This is a genomic window from Streptomyces changanensis, from assembly GCF_024600715.1.
Taxonomy (GTDB): domain Bacteria; phylum Actinomycetota; class Actinomycetes; order Streptomycetales; family Streptomycetaceae; genus Streptomyces; species Streptomyces changanensis.
The window spans coordinates 6644380-6659823 of sequence record NZ_CP102332.1 but is presented as its reverse complement, the minus strand read 5'-3'; the positions used below and the strand labels follow the sequence as shown (position 1 = coordinate 6659823).

Here is a 15444-nt window from a genome sequence, read left to right as displayed (position 1 = left end):
ACGCGGCAGTGGGCCGTGCGGCCGGGGTCAGAAGCGGTCCGGGGCGCGCTCCGGGAGCGGGGACCCGGGCAGCACGTCCCGCTCCTGGTTCCTGCGCGCCTCCGCGTTCGAGTCGGCCGTCGCCCGGCAGGTCACGTCCTTCGCCGGGAGCCTGCCGGTGAGCAGGTAGCCGGTGACCGTGCCGTCCGTGCAGGCGTTGCCGTTCGGGTAGACGCCATGGCCCTCGCCGCCGAGGACGGTGACCATCTTCGAGCCCTTCAGGACGGCGTGCAGGGCCTGGGCGCTCGGCAGCGGGGTCTGCGAGTCCCACTCGTTCTGGACGACCAGGGAGCGGACCTTGTTCCTCACCTTCGTCGCCGGTTCCACGGACCTGTCCCAGAACGCACAGGGCTTGATGCTGGACGCGAAGTCGCCGTAGAGCGGGTAGCGGCCCTTGTCCTCGATGGCGTCCCGCCGGTAGCTCTCGGGATCGCGGGACCACGCGGCAGAGTTGTCACCGCACACCACGGCCCAGAAGCTCGCCGTCATGTTGTCGGACGGCACCTCGGCGGCCTCCGTGGCGGTGCCGGCCGCCCCGGTTCCGGCGGATCCGGCGGATCCGGCGAGCACCGCGAGCCTCTCCGCGGAGGCGGGTTGGCCGGCCGCGGCCTTCCTGAGTTCCACGAAGGCCTCGCTGGCGTACTGCGGACTGAAGACCGCCTGGCGCATCCCGCTCCGGACGTCGTCTCCGGTGATCGACTGCCCGTCCATCTCGATGGGCTTCTCGTCGGCCTGCGCGACCAGGTCCCAGAAGGTCCGGTCGACCTTCTTCGGGGTGTCACCGAGGCCGTACTCCTCCGAACGCTCGGCGGCCCACGCGGTCCAGCGGTCGAACGCGGGCTCGGCGCCCTCCGCCCACCACTGGATCATCCCCCGCCAGGCACGCGCCGGATCGACCGCGCTGTCCAGCACGAACCGGTCGGCCCGGCCCGGGAAGAGCTGGGCGTAGACGGCTCCCAGGTACGTGCCGTACGAGTAACCCACGTACGAGATCTTCTTCTCACCGAGGACCGCCCGGAGCAGATCCATGTCCCGCGCGGTGTTGCGCGTGGTGATGTGCGGGAGCGTGCCGCCCGCCTTCTCCCTGCACTTGTCCGCCACGTCGCGCGCCCAGGCGACGTCCTTGCCGAACGTCTCCCGCTTGTACGGCCGCAGCCAGTTCTCCTCCTCCGGTTCCAGACCGCAGGAGACCGGGCTGCTCCGACCCACGCCGCGCGGGTCGAAGCCGATGAGGTCGTACTTCTGTCGTACGGACGCGGGAAGGCGATCCTGCATCCCCAGCGGCATGTGGAGCCCCGGACCCCCCGGGCCGCCGGGGTTGGAGAACAGGACACCGCGCCGCTTGTCGGGCGCGGTGCTCTTGATCCGGGATATGGCCATGTCGATCCGCTTGCCCCCGGGAGCCCGGTAGTCCAGCGGGACCTTGATCGTTGCGCACTCGAACTCCGCCGGGGAGTCGGCTTCGCACCGCTTCCAGCGCGGCTTCTGCTTCACGTACCGGTCCAGCGCGCCCTCGGCGGCGGCGGACGAGGAGACGGTCGACGGGGTGGCGGCCGGAGCGGCGGTGGCCGTCGACGTGGCGAGTGCGGGAGCCAGCGTCGCCGTCACACTCACGGCCAACAGGGGCGCGAGACGTCGTCTGCGCAAGGTGTCCATCCTTCCGGTCACATGTTCGGAAAGGAAGGATCTTTCAGGAACCGGCCACCCCTGCGGATCCCTCGCTGGGTTGCACCTCTCCTCCACCCTGGGGATGACACAACAGCCCTGTGTGGTCCTGGAGTTGTAGGGGCCTGAGCTGTCCTCGGCGACGGCCGGCACGCCGAGACGCTCGATCGTCCGAAGACGTCCCGGTGACCGTGCGGTGCTTCCTGGGCGGGGGGACGGATCCGGCGCCGCGGGTCGGCGATAGCGTGGAGTCGGGATCCGAGTGAGGAGGAGGACGCGTGCGGTTCGCTCTGGACGCACTGTTCGCCGGCGTGCCCGCGGAGCAGGTCGACGAGGCTCGTCGCTTCTACGCGTCGCGGGTGGCGGGCCGCGGCCCCGGCACCCTGGAGGAGCTCATCGAGGCACGAGCGAGGAGGACCGCTCCCCGGGCCGCCGATCCGCCCGCCGTGGAAGAGACGGTCGAAGCCGCGGAAGGGCGCGTACCCGTCAGGATCTTCACGCCCGTCGACGGTCCGCCGCGGGGCGTCTACCTGGATATCCACGGCGGCGGCTTCTTCATGGACTCGGCCGCGCATGGAGACGCACGCAACCGCGAGCTCGCCGACGCCCTGCGCCTCGCCGTCGTCAGCGTCGACTACCGGCTGGCGCCCGAGCACCCCTGGCCGGCGGCGCCCGACGACTGTGAAGCAGCGGCGCTCTGGCTCGTCCGGGAGGCCGACGCCCGCTTCGGAACGTCCCGGCTGGCGATCGGCGGGAGCTCCGCGGGGGCCACACTCGCCCTGGCGACCCTGCTCCGGCTCAGAGACAGGGGCGCCGTGGACCGATTCACCGGCGCCGCGCTCCAATTCGGCACCTATGACCTGAGCGCACGCACCCCGGCCGGTCGCCGCATCGCGGACGAGTACTTCCTCCAGGCCTACGCCGGCCATGTGGAAGACCGCACCGTCCCCGATGTCTCTCCCCTCTACGGCGACCTCGGCGGGCTCCCCCCGGTGCTGCTGATCGTCGGGAGCACGGACGTACTGCTGGAAGACAATCTGGCGCTGGCAGGCCGGTTGTCGGCGGCCGGCAATGACGTCGAGCTCCGGATCTACCCGGAGTCACCCCACGGCTTCACCGGCCACCCCACGGCGCTGGCCAGGACGGCGCTCGGCGACGTCGACTCCTGGCTGCGCGACCGCATCACGCGGTCGTAGGGACCTGCGAGCGGCGCCTGGTGCACAGCGGCCGGGCCGGCGCACCCGCGACCGCGCCGTCCGCTTCCGGCGGCTGAACGCCTCCGGCGGACCTCCGTCTTCGGCGGCACCGGTCACCGTCACCGTCGTCGCGACCCGGCGTTGCCTTCGTCCGAGCGGCAAGTCCCGCGTCGACGCCCACCACAAGCTCATCGACGTCTGGCTCCTCGCGCTCTGTACCGCTTGCGGGGAAAGGGTGAAGCTCACCGTCCTGGAGCGGACGCACGTGCGCTCCGTACGGCCCGAGCTGCTGGGCCGGCTGCACGACAACGACCCCGGCCTGACAGCAGAGCTCCTCCGGGGTCCGGTCGTGCGGCGCCGCAATCGCATCGCCCTCGACTGGGGCGACGCCTGGTGTCTCGACACCGGTGGGACGGAACACCCCGACCGCGAGGTGATCCTGGGCCGGAGCCGGTCGGCCGAGCGTCGGGGCGTCGGAGCCCGAAGGGGTCAGGCCGGAGTGCGCAGCCCCGCCAGGAGCCGGTCGAGCGCCTGCTCCGCGGCCTGCGGGTCCCCGCCCCGCGCGATCCAGAGCGCGGCCTCGTTCATCGCCCCCGAGAGCAGCCGGGTCAGGGGCTCCACCGGCTGGTCGGCGATGACGCCGGCTGCGGTGAGCGCCGTCAGCGCCTCCGCGAGGTGCCGGGCGGAGGACTCCTCGTCCAGGGCCCGCCACTCGTCCCAGCCCAGCACGGTCGGCGCGTCGACCAGCAGGATCCGCCGCACCGCAGGGTCGGACCCCGCGGCCAGGAAGGCCCGGCAGCCGGCCCTGAGCTGCTCCCAGAGGTCCTCGTGCCGCTCGGCTGCGGTCGCGACCCGCTCGCCCAGGTCCCGCTGGACCTCGGCGACGACGGCCCGGAAGAGGCCCGCCTTGCTGTCGAAGTGGTGGTAGGCGGCTCCTTTGGTCACCCCTGCGGCCCGCGCCACCTCGGCCAGCACCACGTGGTGGTACCCGTCGGCGGCGAACCGCCGCCGCCCTTCGGCCAGCAGCGCCTGCCGTGTGGCCGCCCGCTGCTCCGCCCGGTTGACCGCCATGGCGCGTACCGTCCCTTCCCTTTCACGTACCCGGGGTATGCTAACGTCACAATTCACATACCCCGGGTATGTGAAAGGAGCCGGAGGACCTCTGCGATGACGAACGAGCCCGAGACCGTGCCCACGACGACCACGCTCGGCGGCTTCTACCCGGTGCTCGCCACCCGGGACGTGGCGGCCTCCCGCGACTTCTACACCCGCCACTTCGGGTTCGAGGTGACGTTCGCGGCGGACTGGTACGTCAGCCTGCGCCGCCCCGACGCCCCGCACTACGAGCTGGCCCTCCTGGACCACGCCCACCCGACCGTCCCCGAGGGCCACCGGGTCGCGCTGCGGGGCGGCCTGCTGCTGAACTTCGAGGTCGGCGACGTGGACCGCGAGCACCAGCGGCTCGTGGCGGAGGCCGGCCTGACCGAGGTACTGCCCCTGCGTACGGAGGAGTTCGGCCAGCGCCACTTCATCGTCGCCGCCCCCGACGGTGTGCTGATCGACGTCATCACCGTCGTCCCACCCAGCGAGGAGTACGCCGCCCGGTACACCGGCGTCTGAGGTCCCGGGCGGGCTTTCGGACCGGAGCACCTGGCGGACCGGGGGCTGCGGCCTGCCGGGCTCGGGGCGCGCCTGCGCGTCGCCTCGCCGGGGCGCGTGTCGCCCGTCCGGGCCCCGTTCAGTCCTCGTCGCGGTGGGTGGGCCGGCCGTCGGTGAGCCCCCGGTAGTGCCGGTGCGGTGCCAGGCGCCAGGTCTCGTCGGCGGCGATCGCGTGCGTGATCCCTTCGCGGAGTCGCGGGAAGGACCTGCGCCCGCAGCACCGCGCGGGTGGCAGCACGTTCAGCGGCATCGACCGAGTGCACGTCCATCCGGAAGCCGACCGGATCCGGGTGGATGCCACGGCCGTGATCGCGGGGGTACGGAGCCACCCACGCTGCTCCCGGGACGGTGGTCCCGCTGTCGTGCCCGGTGAGGTACCGCAGGTCCGTGACGCGGGCCAGGCCGGTGCCGGGGCACTCGTGGATGTCGGTGGTGGTCAGTGGCCAGGCGCGGTGCCGGCGGTCTCCGATCGCGCGCGGGCATGGCAGGCAGGATGGCAGACGGTCGCGGCCGGTTCCGGGCGAGCGCCCGAGTAAGCTTACCGCCCCGCTGAGGGGCGGGATGCCCGCGGACGTGGAGGAGGCCCGCCGGAGCCCGGAGCGGTACGGACGTACGTCAGAGGTCGTCGCCGTCGCCCTCATAGTCGGCCTCGTCGGTGTCCTGGCCGGTCAGCGGGTCGACGCCGATGCCCGCGAGCAGCCAGTACGCGCCGCAGGCCGTGCGCCGCTCGTCCCGGACGTGCTCGGGGAGGAGCACGCCGCCGGTCCTGCCGGCCGGGTCGTCGAGCTCGAACAACGCCTCGTCCAGGCCCAGCCGCCCGATCAGCGGGCGGACCGTGGTGAGCAGCACCTCCTCGGGGCGCTCCGCCGCGGCCGGCGGCAGCACCACCATGAGCTCCACCAGGAACCCGCGGCGCAGCCCCGCCGGATCGGCCTGCTCGAACGTGACGCTCACGGGCGTCAGTTCGGCGACCAGCCCCAGGCACTCGCGCAGGGACGCGTCGGCCGTGGCCGCGTCCCGGGTGTTGAGGAACACCCGGGCCACGACGTCGGTCGGCTTGAACAACATCAGTGGGTCACCTTGCCGTCCCTGGAGATGTTGGCGTGGGAGTAGTCCTTGCCCTGGTTCTTGCTCCCGGCGAACGTCTCGAATCCCTTGCCCTTCGGGATCTGGACGTCCCACTCGTCCTTGCCGTCCTTGGCCCGGGTCCAGATGTTGCCGTACTTGTCCTCGAAGCCGCCGCCCCTGATCTGCGGGCGCTTCACGTCCCAGTCCTTGCGCGGGACGAAGGGCACGGGCCCGTTCGTGGGCAGACCGAACTTGTCCGCGGCCTGCACGTACCGCTTGTTCTGGTACATCTTCGCGGCGTCACCGGACAGCTTGTTCATCTTGGTGAGCGCGTCGTGCCACTGGTTCGGCGACAGGTGCTTCATGCTGTGCGCCGCCTTGCCGACCCAGTCGAGGTCGGTGGCGTGCTTGGCGAGGTTCTCGAACTTCTCCAGGTACTTCGCGAACTTCGCCGGCTTGGCGAGGGCGTCACCCGCGTACGGGATCAGCGCGGCGGCCGACAGGCCCGCGCCGGCGAAGTCACCGCGGAAGAGGCTGAGCAGGCCCGAGGCGCCGTCGCTGACGGGCGACGGGTCGAAGATGCCGGTGATGTCGAGCACCAGCGTCGCCTTGTCCGCGGCGGACAGTCCGCCCTCACCGCTCAGGTCGTCACCGTCACCGGGATAGTCCTGCTCACCGGTGCCGATCTCCGTGCCGTCGTCCTTCGTCGCCTCCTCGACGAGCTTCACCACGGCGATCAGGACCGCCTCGTACGCCGCCGCCGCGGCCTCGGCGGCGTCCTTGCCGGCGGCGATGGCGGCGGCAGCGGCACGGTCGGCCTGCTGGTAGGCGTAGTCGGCGGAGGCCGCCGCCCGCACGGCGGAGGCGGCCGCCTCGCTCGCGGACCGGCCGGCGGCGGCCGCCGCGTCGTTCGCCCGGTCGGCGGCGGCCCTGGCCTGACGGGCGGACTCGGCCGCCTGCTTGGCTGACGCGTCGGCCTGCTCGGCGGACCGGGCGGCGTCGGCGGCGTACACCTGGGCCGCGTCCGAGGCGTCCTTGGCCTGCCGGGCGTAGCCCTGCGCCGCCTCGGCGGCACCGCGTGCGTCCGCCGCGGCCTTGGCGCCCTCCGCGGCCTGCTGCTCGGCCTTGGCGGCGGACAGCGCCGCGTTGGCGACCAGACGCCGGACGGATGCCACGTGGACGGCCGTGTCGTAGTCCTTCTTCGCCGCCTTGTGCTGCGCGAACTGGACGAACTTGCGCAGCAGCGGCGGCGGGCCGGCGAGCGCGATCTCCGCGGCGGCCTTGGTGTGGGCGCCACCGCCGTTCATGATCCGCAGCGTCTCCGCGCGGTCGTCCTCCTCACGCGCCTTGTGCTGGCCGGTCTTGATGAAGTCCCGCAGCGCCTCGGTGGTTCCCGCGTCGATCGCGGCGCTGCCCTCGCGCCGTACGGCGGGCCCGCCGGTCTGCATGATCTCCAGCGTCCGCACGCGGTAGTCGTCGGCCATGACGGTGTGCTGACCGGTCTGCAGGAACTCCTTGACCCGCGCGTGGTCCCCGGCGAGTGCCGCCTCGGCGGCCGCCTTCATGGATGCGCCACCGGTCAGCAGCAGATGGGTCACCCGCGCGCGGTCGTCCTGCTCCTCGGCGACCTGACGGCCCGTCCGCACCCACGTCATGACGGCGGCGTCGCTGCCGGCGAGCGCCTCCTCCGCGGCCTTCCCGGTCCACGGACCGCTGTCCTTGGCGAGGTTCAGCGCCGCCTTGCGGGCCTTGGCCAGCGCGACGGCGGGCTCGGTCGAGGGCGCGGCGGCGTCGGCGAGGAGCTGCTTGGTCTCCGCGTCGCGTCGGGCGGCCTCGGCCTCGTCCCAGGCGACCTCCGCCTGCTGCGCCTCGTACTTCTTCTTCAGGTCCTCCGCGGCCTGTACGGCCTGGTCCTTGTCGGCCGCCAGTTCCGCGGCCTCGGTCTCGCGGGCGAGCTCCTCGGTCCTGCGGGCCTGGTCGGCGGCGGTCCTCGCCTCCTTTGCGGCGGCGAGGGACGCGTTGGCGTGGGCGGTGGCCTTGTTGGCCCAGTCGGCGGCCTGGCCCGCGTGCGCGGCGGCGTCCTCCGCCGCCGCGGCGGCGGCGTCGGCGTGCTTGGCCGCGCTGTCGGCGGCGGCGCGGGCCTCCTGCGCCGCGACGGCCGCCCGGGCGGCCAGCGACTCGGCGCGGTTGGCGGCGCTGTTCGCGATGGAGGCGGCGCGGCGGGCCTCGGCCGCGGCGGCGGCGGCCCGGCGGGCCTCGGCGCCCGCCGTCGCCGAGTGCGTTCCGGCCTCGGCGGCGGCAGCGGCGGCGGCAGCGGCGTTGGCGCCGGCACTGGCAGCGGCGCGGGCGGAGCCGACCGCCTGCCCGATCGCCTCGATCGCCTTCAGGACGGCGCCCGCCGCGGTGCGCGCGCCGGCGGCTGCCATACGGGCGTCCTGCGCGGCCTGGCGGGCGGCGGCGGCCTGCCCGGCGTCCTTCACGGCGGCGCTCGCCGAGTGGTAGGCGCGGGAGGCGGCCTGGCCGGCGGCGGCTGCGGCGGAGGCGGCGGCCGTGGCCGCGTTCGCCGCGATGCGGGCGGCCGAGGTGGCCTGGTTGGCCGCGCCGATGGCGGTACGGGCGGCCTGCGCGGCGCCCTGCGCGGCCTCGGCGGCCCGCCCGGCGGCCCGGCTGGCCTTCTTGGCGTCGTCCTTGGCGGCGGCGGTCTCCTCCGCCGCGCGCACGGCGGCCTTGCGTGCCTCCTCCGCGGCGGCCTGGGCCTTGGCGGACGCGTCCTTCGCCAGGTCGGTCTCCCGCTTGGCGCGCTTGCTCGCCTCGGCGGCGACCTCGGCGAGCTGGGTGACCGTCATGGTCTCCTGGTCGCGGGCGCGGGCGGCGTGCTGCCCGTTGTCCAGGAACTCCCGGACGTCGGCGGCGCTGCCCGACAGGGCCTCGCCGGCGGCCTGCCGGACGAGGGGGCCGCCCGTGTTCATGATCTGGATGGTGCGGAAGCGCTCGTCCTCCTCGCGGGCCTTGTGCTGCCCGGTGTTGAGGAAGGCGCCGAGCGCCTCGGGCGTGCCGACGTCGAGGGCCGCCTGTCCGGCGGCGCGCACGGCGCGGTCACCGGTGTTCATGACGCGCAGGACGTCGGCGCGCTGGTCGTGCTGGAACGGGTCGGGTATGCCCGACTCCAGGAACGCACGCAGGGCGGCGGGCGTCCCGCTCAGCGCCTGCTGCGCGGCACCGCGCACGCCGGGGCCCGCGGTGTTGAGCATCCGCAGGGCCGTCAGGCGGTCGTCCTCCTCGGCCGCGACGCGCATCGCGGTGTCCAGGAACTCCCGGACCTCGGCGTCCGTGCCGACGAGCGCCTGCTCCGCGGCGAGTCGGGTCGCCGGGCCCCCCTCCTGCCACGCTTCGACGACCTGGGCGCGGGCGCTCGGCGCCGGCTGGTCGGAGCCGGTCCGTGCGGGTGCCGCTTCCGCGGCCGCCGTGCCCAACACGCTCATGGCCACGGTGAGAGCCGTGGCCGCGAGCAGTGCCGGTCGCGAACGCCGTCTGTGCGGCGTGATGATCGGGTTCATGCCCCCTCTTCCCCTGGACTATCAGGGGGACACCGGTTCGCTGCCGCCCCCCTATGTCTACGGGGGAATGATCACACAAGTGACGGCGGAAAGAGGAGAACCGGGTCGCCGAGAAGGCCGCTCCGCCCCCTGCGGCGGCAGGCCGTTCCTCGGATGCCGGACCTGTCCTGATCCGCCCTTCACCGGGGCCGTGATCGGGTCCGCCGGTGGGCGTCTAGGGTCACGGTATGAGCAGAACGACGCCGCCGCGCCCGCTGGACATCGAGGCGCTCTTCCCGGAGCTGGCCGCACACCGCGGTACCACCACTCGGCTGCACCCGCGCCCCGGAGCACCCGACGTCACGGTCAGCTCCGTCGGCGGCCCGCTGCTGTGGCCGGCCGACGAACCGTGGCCGGTGTGCGGCGAGACGCACGGGCGCGGCCGCGGTCGACGGCCCGCGGACATCCACCGGTACCGCGAGGTCCTGGCGGAGGCCCTGGCACGCGACCCGGACTCCGGCCCGACCGAGGACGAGCGCCGTCTCCTCGACGAACTCGGCCGTGACCACGTCGTCGATCGGATCGGCGACACCGATCCGCTGCCGATGGTCGCCCTGGCCCAGCTCTACCGGCACGAGGTGCCCGATCTGCCCGCGGGGCCTGAGGGGTGCGATCTGCTGCAGGTGTTGTGCTGCCCCTTCGACCGGCACGGCCCCACCGGTCACGGCATGGCCCTGGAGTTGCGCTGGCGGCGGTCCGCGGAGGTCCGCGAGATCCTGACCGCGCCGCCGCAGCCCGAGGTCGTCGGCTATGAGGGCTACGTCGCCGAGCCGTGCGTCCTGCACCCGGAGCGGGTGACCACGTATCCGTTCGCCGGCGTACTGCCCGAGGAGTTGTGCGCGCGGCTCGACGCCTGGGAGGAGGAGGCCGAGGCGGCCGCGGAGGACGACACGGACGACACGGACGACACGGGCGGGCCGCCCGCCTACCAGTACGACCTGTCCATCCCGCCGGGTTGGCGCGCCGGCGGCTTCGCTTCCTGGCACGCGACCGACCCCTACCCGATGGACTGCACCGCCTGTGCGACGCCGATGGTCCTGCTGATCACGATCGACAGCTCCGAGTGGGACGGCGGCAGCAGGAGCTGGATCCCGGTCGAGGACCGGCCCCGCCAGGGCAGTCACCTGGAGTCGGCCACGCCCACCAAGGTGACGGTGGGCCGGTGGGGCGAATTGAACATCTTCGTCTGCCCGGCCGAGCCCACGCATCCCCACCGCTGGAGCATCCAGTAGTGGTTCGTGCCGCCCGTGCCCCACAGCGTTGTCGAAGATGCGTGGCGCGCACGCCTCGTCCCCGGCATCGCGCCATGTCCGAGGGCCGGCCCTTCGTACCCGGCGACGGGACGGGTACGGGCCCGTGCCCGGTGGCCGTGGCACCCTGCTCGCCTTCGCCGAGGGCTGGGACCGCGCGCCGTCCGGCGGCCCGACGACATCCCGGCGCGCGCTACGGCCGAACGGACGACACGGCACCTCACCCGGGTCGGACAGCAGCGGTGCGGGCGGCGGATGCCCCTTCCTGCGGGTCGCGCGGGTCGTGAGGGCGCCCTCGGCACCCTCGGCATCGGCCGGGGCGGCTGCGTGCCCGGCTCGGCGGTCCTCAAGTACGCGCGCCCGGCCGGTGGGCGCGGGACCGTGCACGAAGGGGCCCACTGGCCCGTGACCCCCGGGCGCCCGCCGTCGGGTCGCCCGTCCCCCGGGCCCGCACCCCGCACGCCTGGGGATCCGGGGGCTCCCGGCGGGACGGCGGTGGCCGGTGGGACGGCGGTGGCCGGTGGGGACGGCGGTGGCCGGTGGGGCTCGACCGAGCCGCTTCGCCCCATGGCGGCACGGCCCCCGGCGGTGACCGGGCGGGCGCCGGTACGAGCTGTGGCGCGCCTTCGGTGTGTCAGCGGGCGCGGCGGATCCGGATGGGGCCCCGGGCCCCGTTCGGCTCGACGGGACGGCCGCCCTGGGTGATCTCCACCTCGCCCGCCGTGACCAGCCGACGAGCCGCGCGGCGCGCCGGTTCCATGAGCGCGCGCCAGCCGTCGTCGTCGCCGTCGTACACCGCGCGTGCGGCGTCGGAGGGACAGATCGTCGCGGCCGTGCCACGACGCTCCAGCAGGTCCAGGATGGCTCGCTCCAGGCGCCGGTCCATCTGCCGCTCGATGTCCGTCATTCCGCCAGTATCGCCGTGGCCGGTCGCTCGGGGCGGACGGGACGAGGGCGGCGCCGCGCCGGCCGTCCCGTGCGCCGGGGTGTGCGGGGCCCGGGCCCCGCACACCGCCGTGGCCGCGCCGGATCGGCCCTCGACCCTGCTCGCAGCGTACGGAGACAGTGGGCCCGTCGGAGGCTCGTTCGATCACCTGGGGGGCGCCGCTCCGAATCACCGATCGGGGGGCGGCCGGCAGCGGACGCCCCTCCGGACATCTCTCCCCGCTTCCGGCCCGGTCCACGGCCGTACGCGGTCCCGGGGCGGGGAGTGCCGCTGACCGGTCCGCCGTGCGCACGCGAGGGCCACGGCCTGGCCACGGCCGGCGCGACACGACTCCCGACCGGCCCCGGTCGGGTGGGCTCTTCATCCGGTCCGGGAGCCAGGGCGATTGTCAGTGGTGGGTGAGACGGTAGGTCCATCGAGTTCGGAAAGAGGGGGAGTTGCCATGTCCGGAACCCAGAACTACATCAATCACGTCGCCCTTGTGCTGGATGCCAGTTCGTCGATGTCGCGTCTGAGCCACAAGGTCGTCGAAGTCGCCGACCAGCAAATCGCTTATCTCGCCCGTCGCTCCAGGGAACTGGACCAGGAAACGCGCGTCACGGTGTACGTCTTCGCCGACAAGGTGGAGTGCGTCATCTATGACAAGGACGTGCTGCGGATGCCGTCACTGAAGCAGTTGTACCGGGTCGGCGGGATGACGGCCCTCCTCGCGGCCGCCCTGAAGTCACAGCGGGAGCTGGCGCAGACCGCCCAACTGTACGGCGACCACAGCTTCCTGACGTTCGTCCTCACCGACGGCCAGGAGAACGCCAGCCACCGCTGCCCGGATTCCCCCACCAAGGACCCCCGTGAACTGGTGAGGGCCGTGTCCGAGATGATCGAGACGCAGGGGGTCAACTGGACGCTGGCCGTTCTCGTGCCGGACCAGATGGGCAAGCGGGAGGCCATGCAGTGCGGTTTCCCGAAGGACAACATCGCCATCTGGGACGCCACGAGCACCCAGGGCCTGGAGGAGGCCGGGCAGGTCATCCAGCAGGCCACCGAGAAATTCATGGTGGGCCGCACGAAGGGCATTCGGGGATCGCGGACGGTTTTCTCCACGGGCGCGGAGGCGGTCAACAAGGAAACCATCAGGGCGGCCGGCCTCACCCCGGTGAAGCCGTCCGCGTACCAGCTGATCCCGGTGACGCGTGACGCGGCGATACGGGACTGGGTCGTCGAAAGCGGACACACGTACCGTACCGGCGGCGCGTTCTACCAGCTGAGCAAGTCGGAGAAGATCCAGGCGCGGAAGCAAATCGCGGTATTGGAGAAGAAGACGGACCGGGTGTACACGGGAGACGAGGCCCGATCCCTGCTCCGCCTGCCGGACGTGGAAGTACGCATCAAGCCGGACCACAACGACGACTTCACCATCTTCGTGCAGAGCACGAGCGTGAACCGGAAGCTCGTCCCGAACACGCGGCTGCTGCTCATGCTCTGACCCGGCGTCCCGCCCTCGCTCCTGATCCGGGGACGAGGCCGCGCTGCCGGCTCGGGGCGGCGGCCCCCTGCGCCGTCGCCGTCCGCGTCCAACAACCCCGCCTGCTCTCACGGCACTTGGGCCGCGGGGTACAACCCTTTGCCGTGCCCCGCTGTCGAAGATCGTGAAGTAGCCGGATGACGGCTCATACGAGAGGAAGACTGATGGGATTTCTCGGCAGGTCCCTGCCGGCGGCGGCTCTCACGGCGGCCCTCGTCGGCGGCATGCCGGCCGCGGCGCCCGCGCACGCCGTGGTCGGGGGCAGCGAGGTGGGCGGTGAGGGTGACTGGATGGTGCAGGTCCACGTCACCCTCGCCGACGGCACGAAGCGCGTCTGCGGTGGCGCCGCCGTCGGCGGGAACCTCAAGGTGCTGACCTCGGCCGGGTGCGTGGCGGGGGCGAAGGAGATACGCGTCGCCTCCGGCATCACCCGCCTGGCGACGGACGCGGACTGGCCACCGCAGTACGAGGACGTGGCCATGCCCGGGTCCGAAGCGGAGCTGTCCTGGGTCCACCCGCAGTACGAACCGGCCACGGGGCGCAACGACGTCGCCCTGGTCAGCGCCCTCGGGCACATGAACACGCACGTCACCATCCGGCTGACGACCTCCGACGACACCGCCTCGTACGCGCCGGGCACCCCGGCGACCTTCCGGGGCTGGGGCAGTACCAGCGGTACCTCGTCGAAGCCCGCTCCGTCGGTGCGCGAGGCCACGCTGCCCCTGCGCGCGGACGAGGAGTGCGCCACCGCCCTCGGCGCCGCCTGGACCCCCGGCCGGATGGTGTGCGCGGGCGAGCCGGCGACCGGCGAGGACGCGGGCACCGTCGCGCCGTGCACGGGTGACGAGGGCGGCCCGCTGGTCGTCCGCGGCCGCCTGGTGGGCATCTACTCGCGCGGTACCGGCCCCGGGTGCACGTCCGAGGGCGGGCAGGCCGTGTTCACCAAGGTCAGCGCGTTCGTGGGCGAGCTCGCCCCGCGCATCCAGGCCACCAGTCTCGACGGCGATCCCCGGGCCGATCTCTTCGCCATGACCCCGGACGGCAAGGCGTACCACCACAACAGCACGGGCAGCGGCCTGTCCGCGCCGGTCCGGCAGCGGATCTCCTCGACGTACACCCGCTTCCGGCAGGCCGACCTCGACGGGGACGGCGCCCAGGACCACATCTTCCGCGACGCGGCGGGAGACCTCTACTGGCGCCACTGGGCAGTGGTCGAGATCGACCCGTGGGGTTACCCGGAGGCCCACGAGGAGTACGAGACGAAGCTGGGCTCCGGATTCGGCGCCATGCGCTCCCTCACGGTCCCCGGTGACCTGACCGGCGACGGCACGCCGGACATCGTCGCGGTCGATGCCGACGGCGTCCAGTGGGTCTACCCCTTCAAGGCCCCGTGGGGCGGACTGCTGCCCCGGATCAAGACGGGCACCGGCTGGGGCAGCCTGACCTCGTTCGGCAGCGGCGACTACACCGGTGACGGCAAGCCCGACCTCCTCACCCGCGACACCGACGGCAAGCTGTGGCTCTACCGGGGCACCGGCATCGCCGCCACGCCGTGGAAGAACCGCGTCCAGATCGGCACGGGCTGGAACTACACCGCCTACGCCGCGAGCGGCGACGTCGACGGCGACGCCAAGGCCGACTTCTTCGTCCGTGACTCCGCCGGGGACCTCTGGCTCTACAAGGGCACCGGCGACATCACGGCCCCGCTCAACAACCGCGTGAAGGTCGGCAGCGGCTGGAACGCGTACAGCCTCATCGGCTGAGAGCCGGTACACGCCGCTCCAACACCCTCCACCCTCGCGGGCACGGAACGAGGCCGCCGGCCGGACCCCTCGGCCGGCGGCCTCGCCGGTCGGGTGCCGCACTCGCTACCGGCAACCGCCCGGATCCACGCCGAATGGCCGCCGTGCCGTCGGTACCGGCCCGGGTCGCCCGCGGGGCCGGGCGAACGGCTTGCGGCTGCCCTGGCCGGCCCGTCGGGCCACCCGTCCCGGTGGCGGCCCCGCGGCCGGGGCGGGTCGGGACGCGCCGAAGGACACCGAGCCGGGGCTCGGTGTCCGTATCGGCTTGCCGGCCGTCGCCCGACCGGCTCACGTGCCGGCGGGATCAGCAGCGGACGTTGGTGCCGCCACCGACCAGGTAGCTGTTGTGGACCCAGCCGAGCTTCGTCGACGCGGTCCGCAGATACGTGAACCCGGCGGTCGTGCAGTGGTAGTCGACGTAGTTCGCCGTGGTGGCGCTGCCGGTGATCCCGCAGCTCCAGGCGGGTCCGGTGCGGAGGTAGACGTCCTGTGTGAAGTACTGCCCGTTCTGGCGCCTGTCACGGTCGAGGGCGGACACGCCGCAGGCGACGGCTTCCGCGGCGACCGCCGCGGGGGTGGTCGCCGCGAGGGTTCCCGCCGCGATGGCCACGGCGGCCAGGGGCATCAGGATCTGGCGAGTGCGAGGCATTCTCCGGTGTCCTCTCGGTCACGTTCCCGCCCCCGACAGGGGCGGCGGTCTC

Annotated in this window: 12 protein-coding genes and 1 pseudogene; 6 read left to right on the top strand and 7 right to left on the bottom strand. The window is 73.3% G+C overall.

The features are described from left to right. Positions 1-27: 27 nt before the first annotated feature. Positions 28-1695 (bottom strand): alpha/beta hydrolase, encoded by a 1668-nt coding sequence (locus tag NRO40_RS29285; RefSeq protein WP_058940968.1) that lies wholly within the window; start codon positions 1693-1695, stop codon positions 28-30. 287 nt (positions 1696-1982) lie between these two features. Between NRO40_RS29285 and NRO40_RS29280 the strand changes: the two genes are divergently transcribed. Beyond that, positions 1983-2900 carry an alpha/beta hydrolase gene (locus tag NRO40_RS29280; protein WP_058940969.1) on the top strand — a complete coding sequence of 306 codons (918 nt, stop codon included), beginning with the start codon at positions 1983-1985 and terminating at the stop codon, positions 2898-2900. A gap of 73 nt (positions 2901-2973) precedes the next feature. Next, a pseudogene (locus NRO40_RS29275) lies at positions 2974-3366 on the top strand (DUF1062 domain-containing protein); the annotation flags it as partial. Between the two features lie 23 nt (positions 3367-3389). Here NRO40_RS29275 and NRO40_RS29270 read toward each other — a convergent pair. Continuing rightward, entirely contained in the window at positions 3390-3971 is a 582-nt protein-coding gene (locus NRO40_RS29270; protein ID WP_058940970.1) for a TetR/AcrR family transcriptional regulator, read from the bottom strand. Positions 3972-4067: 96 nt separating this feature from the next. On the opposite strand from NRO40_RS29270, the gene NRO40_RS29265 reads away from it, so the two are divergent. Then, positions 4068-4520 carry a VOC family protein gene (locus tag NRO40_RS29265; RefSeq protein ID WP_058940971.1) on the top strand — a complete coding sequence of 151 codons (453 nt, stop codon included), beginning with the start codon at positions 4068-4070 and terminating at the stop codon, positions 4518-4520. A 118-nt stretch (positions 4521-4638) separates the two neighbouring features. On the opposite strand, the gene NRO40_RS29260 is transcribed toward NRO40_RS29265, so the two are convergent. The 3 genes from NRO40_RS29260 to NRO40_RS29250 form a co-directional block, all read right to left on the bottom strand. Next, entirely contained in the window at positions 4639-4809 is a 171-nt protein-coding gene (locus NRO40_RS29260) for a hypothetical protein (protein ID WP_232790979.1), read from the bottom strand. A gap of 365 nt (positions 4810-5174) precedes the next feature. Next, positions 5175-5627, bottom strand: coding sequence for a hypothetical protein (locus NRO40_RS29255; protein WP_058940972.1), 453 nt, complete (start codon positions 5625-5627; stop codon positions 5175-5177). Continuing rightward, the gene (locus tag NRO40_RS29250; RefSeq protein WP_058940973.1) at positions 5627-9184 is read right to left on the bottom strand and encodes a polymorphic toxin type 17 domain-containing protein; all 3558 of its coding nucleotides are present in this window, start codon (positions 9182-9184) and stop codon (positions 5627-5629) included. The genes NRO40_RS29255 and NRO40_RS29250 overlap by 1 nt, the downstream gene beginning before the upstream one ends. Positions 9185-9411: 227 nt before the next feature. Between NRO40_RS29250 and NRO40_RS29245 the strand changes: the two genes are divergently transcribed. Beyond that, positions 9412-10455: a hypothetical protein gene (locus NRO40_RS29245; RefSeq protein WP_058940974.1), complete on the top strand. Its 1044-nt coding sequence runs from the start codon at positions 9412-9414 to the stop codon at positions 10453-10455. 652 nt (positions 10456-11107) lie between these two features. Here NRO40_RS29245 and NRO40_RS29240 read toward each other — a convergent pair. Beyond that, positions 11108-11380, bottom strand: a complete 273-nt coding sequence (locus tag NRO40_RS29240) for a DUF3253 domain-containing protein (RefSeq protein ID WP_058940975.1) — start codon at positions 11378-11380, stop codon at positions 11108-11110. Positions 11381-11861: 481 nt separating this feature from the next. Between NRO40_RS29240 and NRO40_RS29235 the strand changes: the two genes are divergently transcribed. Together NRO40_RS29235 and NRO40_RS29230 are read left to right on the top strand one after the other, a co-directional pair. Continuing rightward, the gene (locus NRO40_RS29235; protein WP_058940976.1) at positions 11862-12902 is read left to right on the top strand and encodes a vWA domain-containing protein; all 1041 of its coding nucleotides are present in this window, start codon (positions 11862-11864) and stop codon (positions 12900-12902) included. A gap of 203 nt (positions 12903-13105) precedes the next feature. Beyond that, positions 13106-14704, top strand: a complete 1599-nt coding sequence (locus NRO40_RS29230) for a trypsin-like serine protease (protein WP_058940977.1) — start codon at positions 13106-13108, stop codon at positions 14702-14704. 343 nt (positions 14705-15047) lie between these two features. On the opposite strand, the gene NRO40_RS29225 is transcribed toward NRO40_RS29230, so the two are convergent. Beyond that, entirely contained in the window at positions 15048-15392 is a 345-nt protein-coding gene (locus NRO40_RS29225) for an SH3 domain-containing protein (RefSeq protein WP_157901798.1), read from the bottom strand. Positions 15393-15444 lie beyond the last annotated feature (52 nt).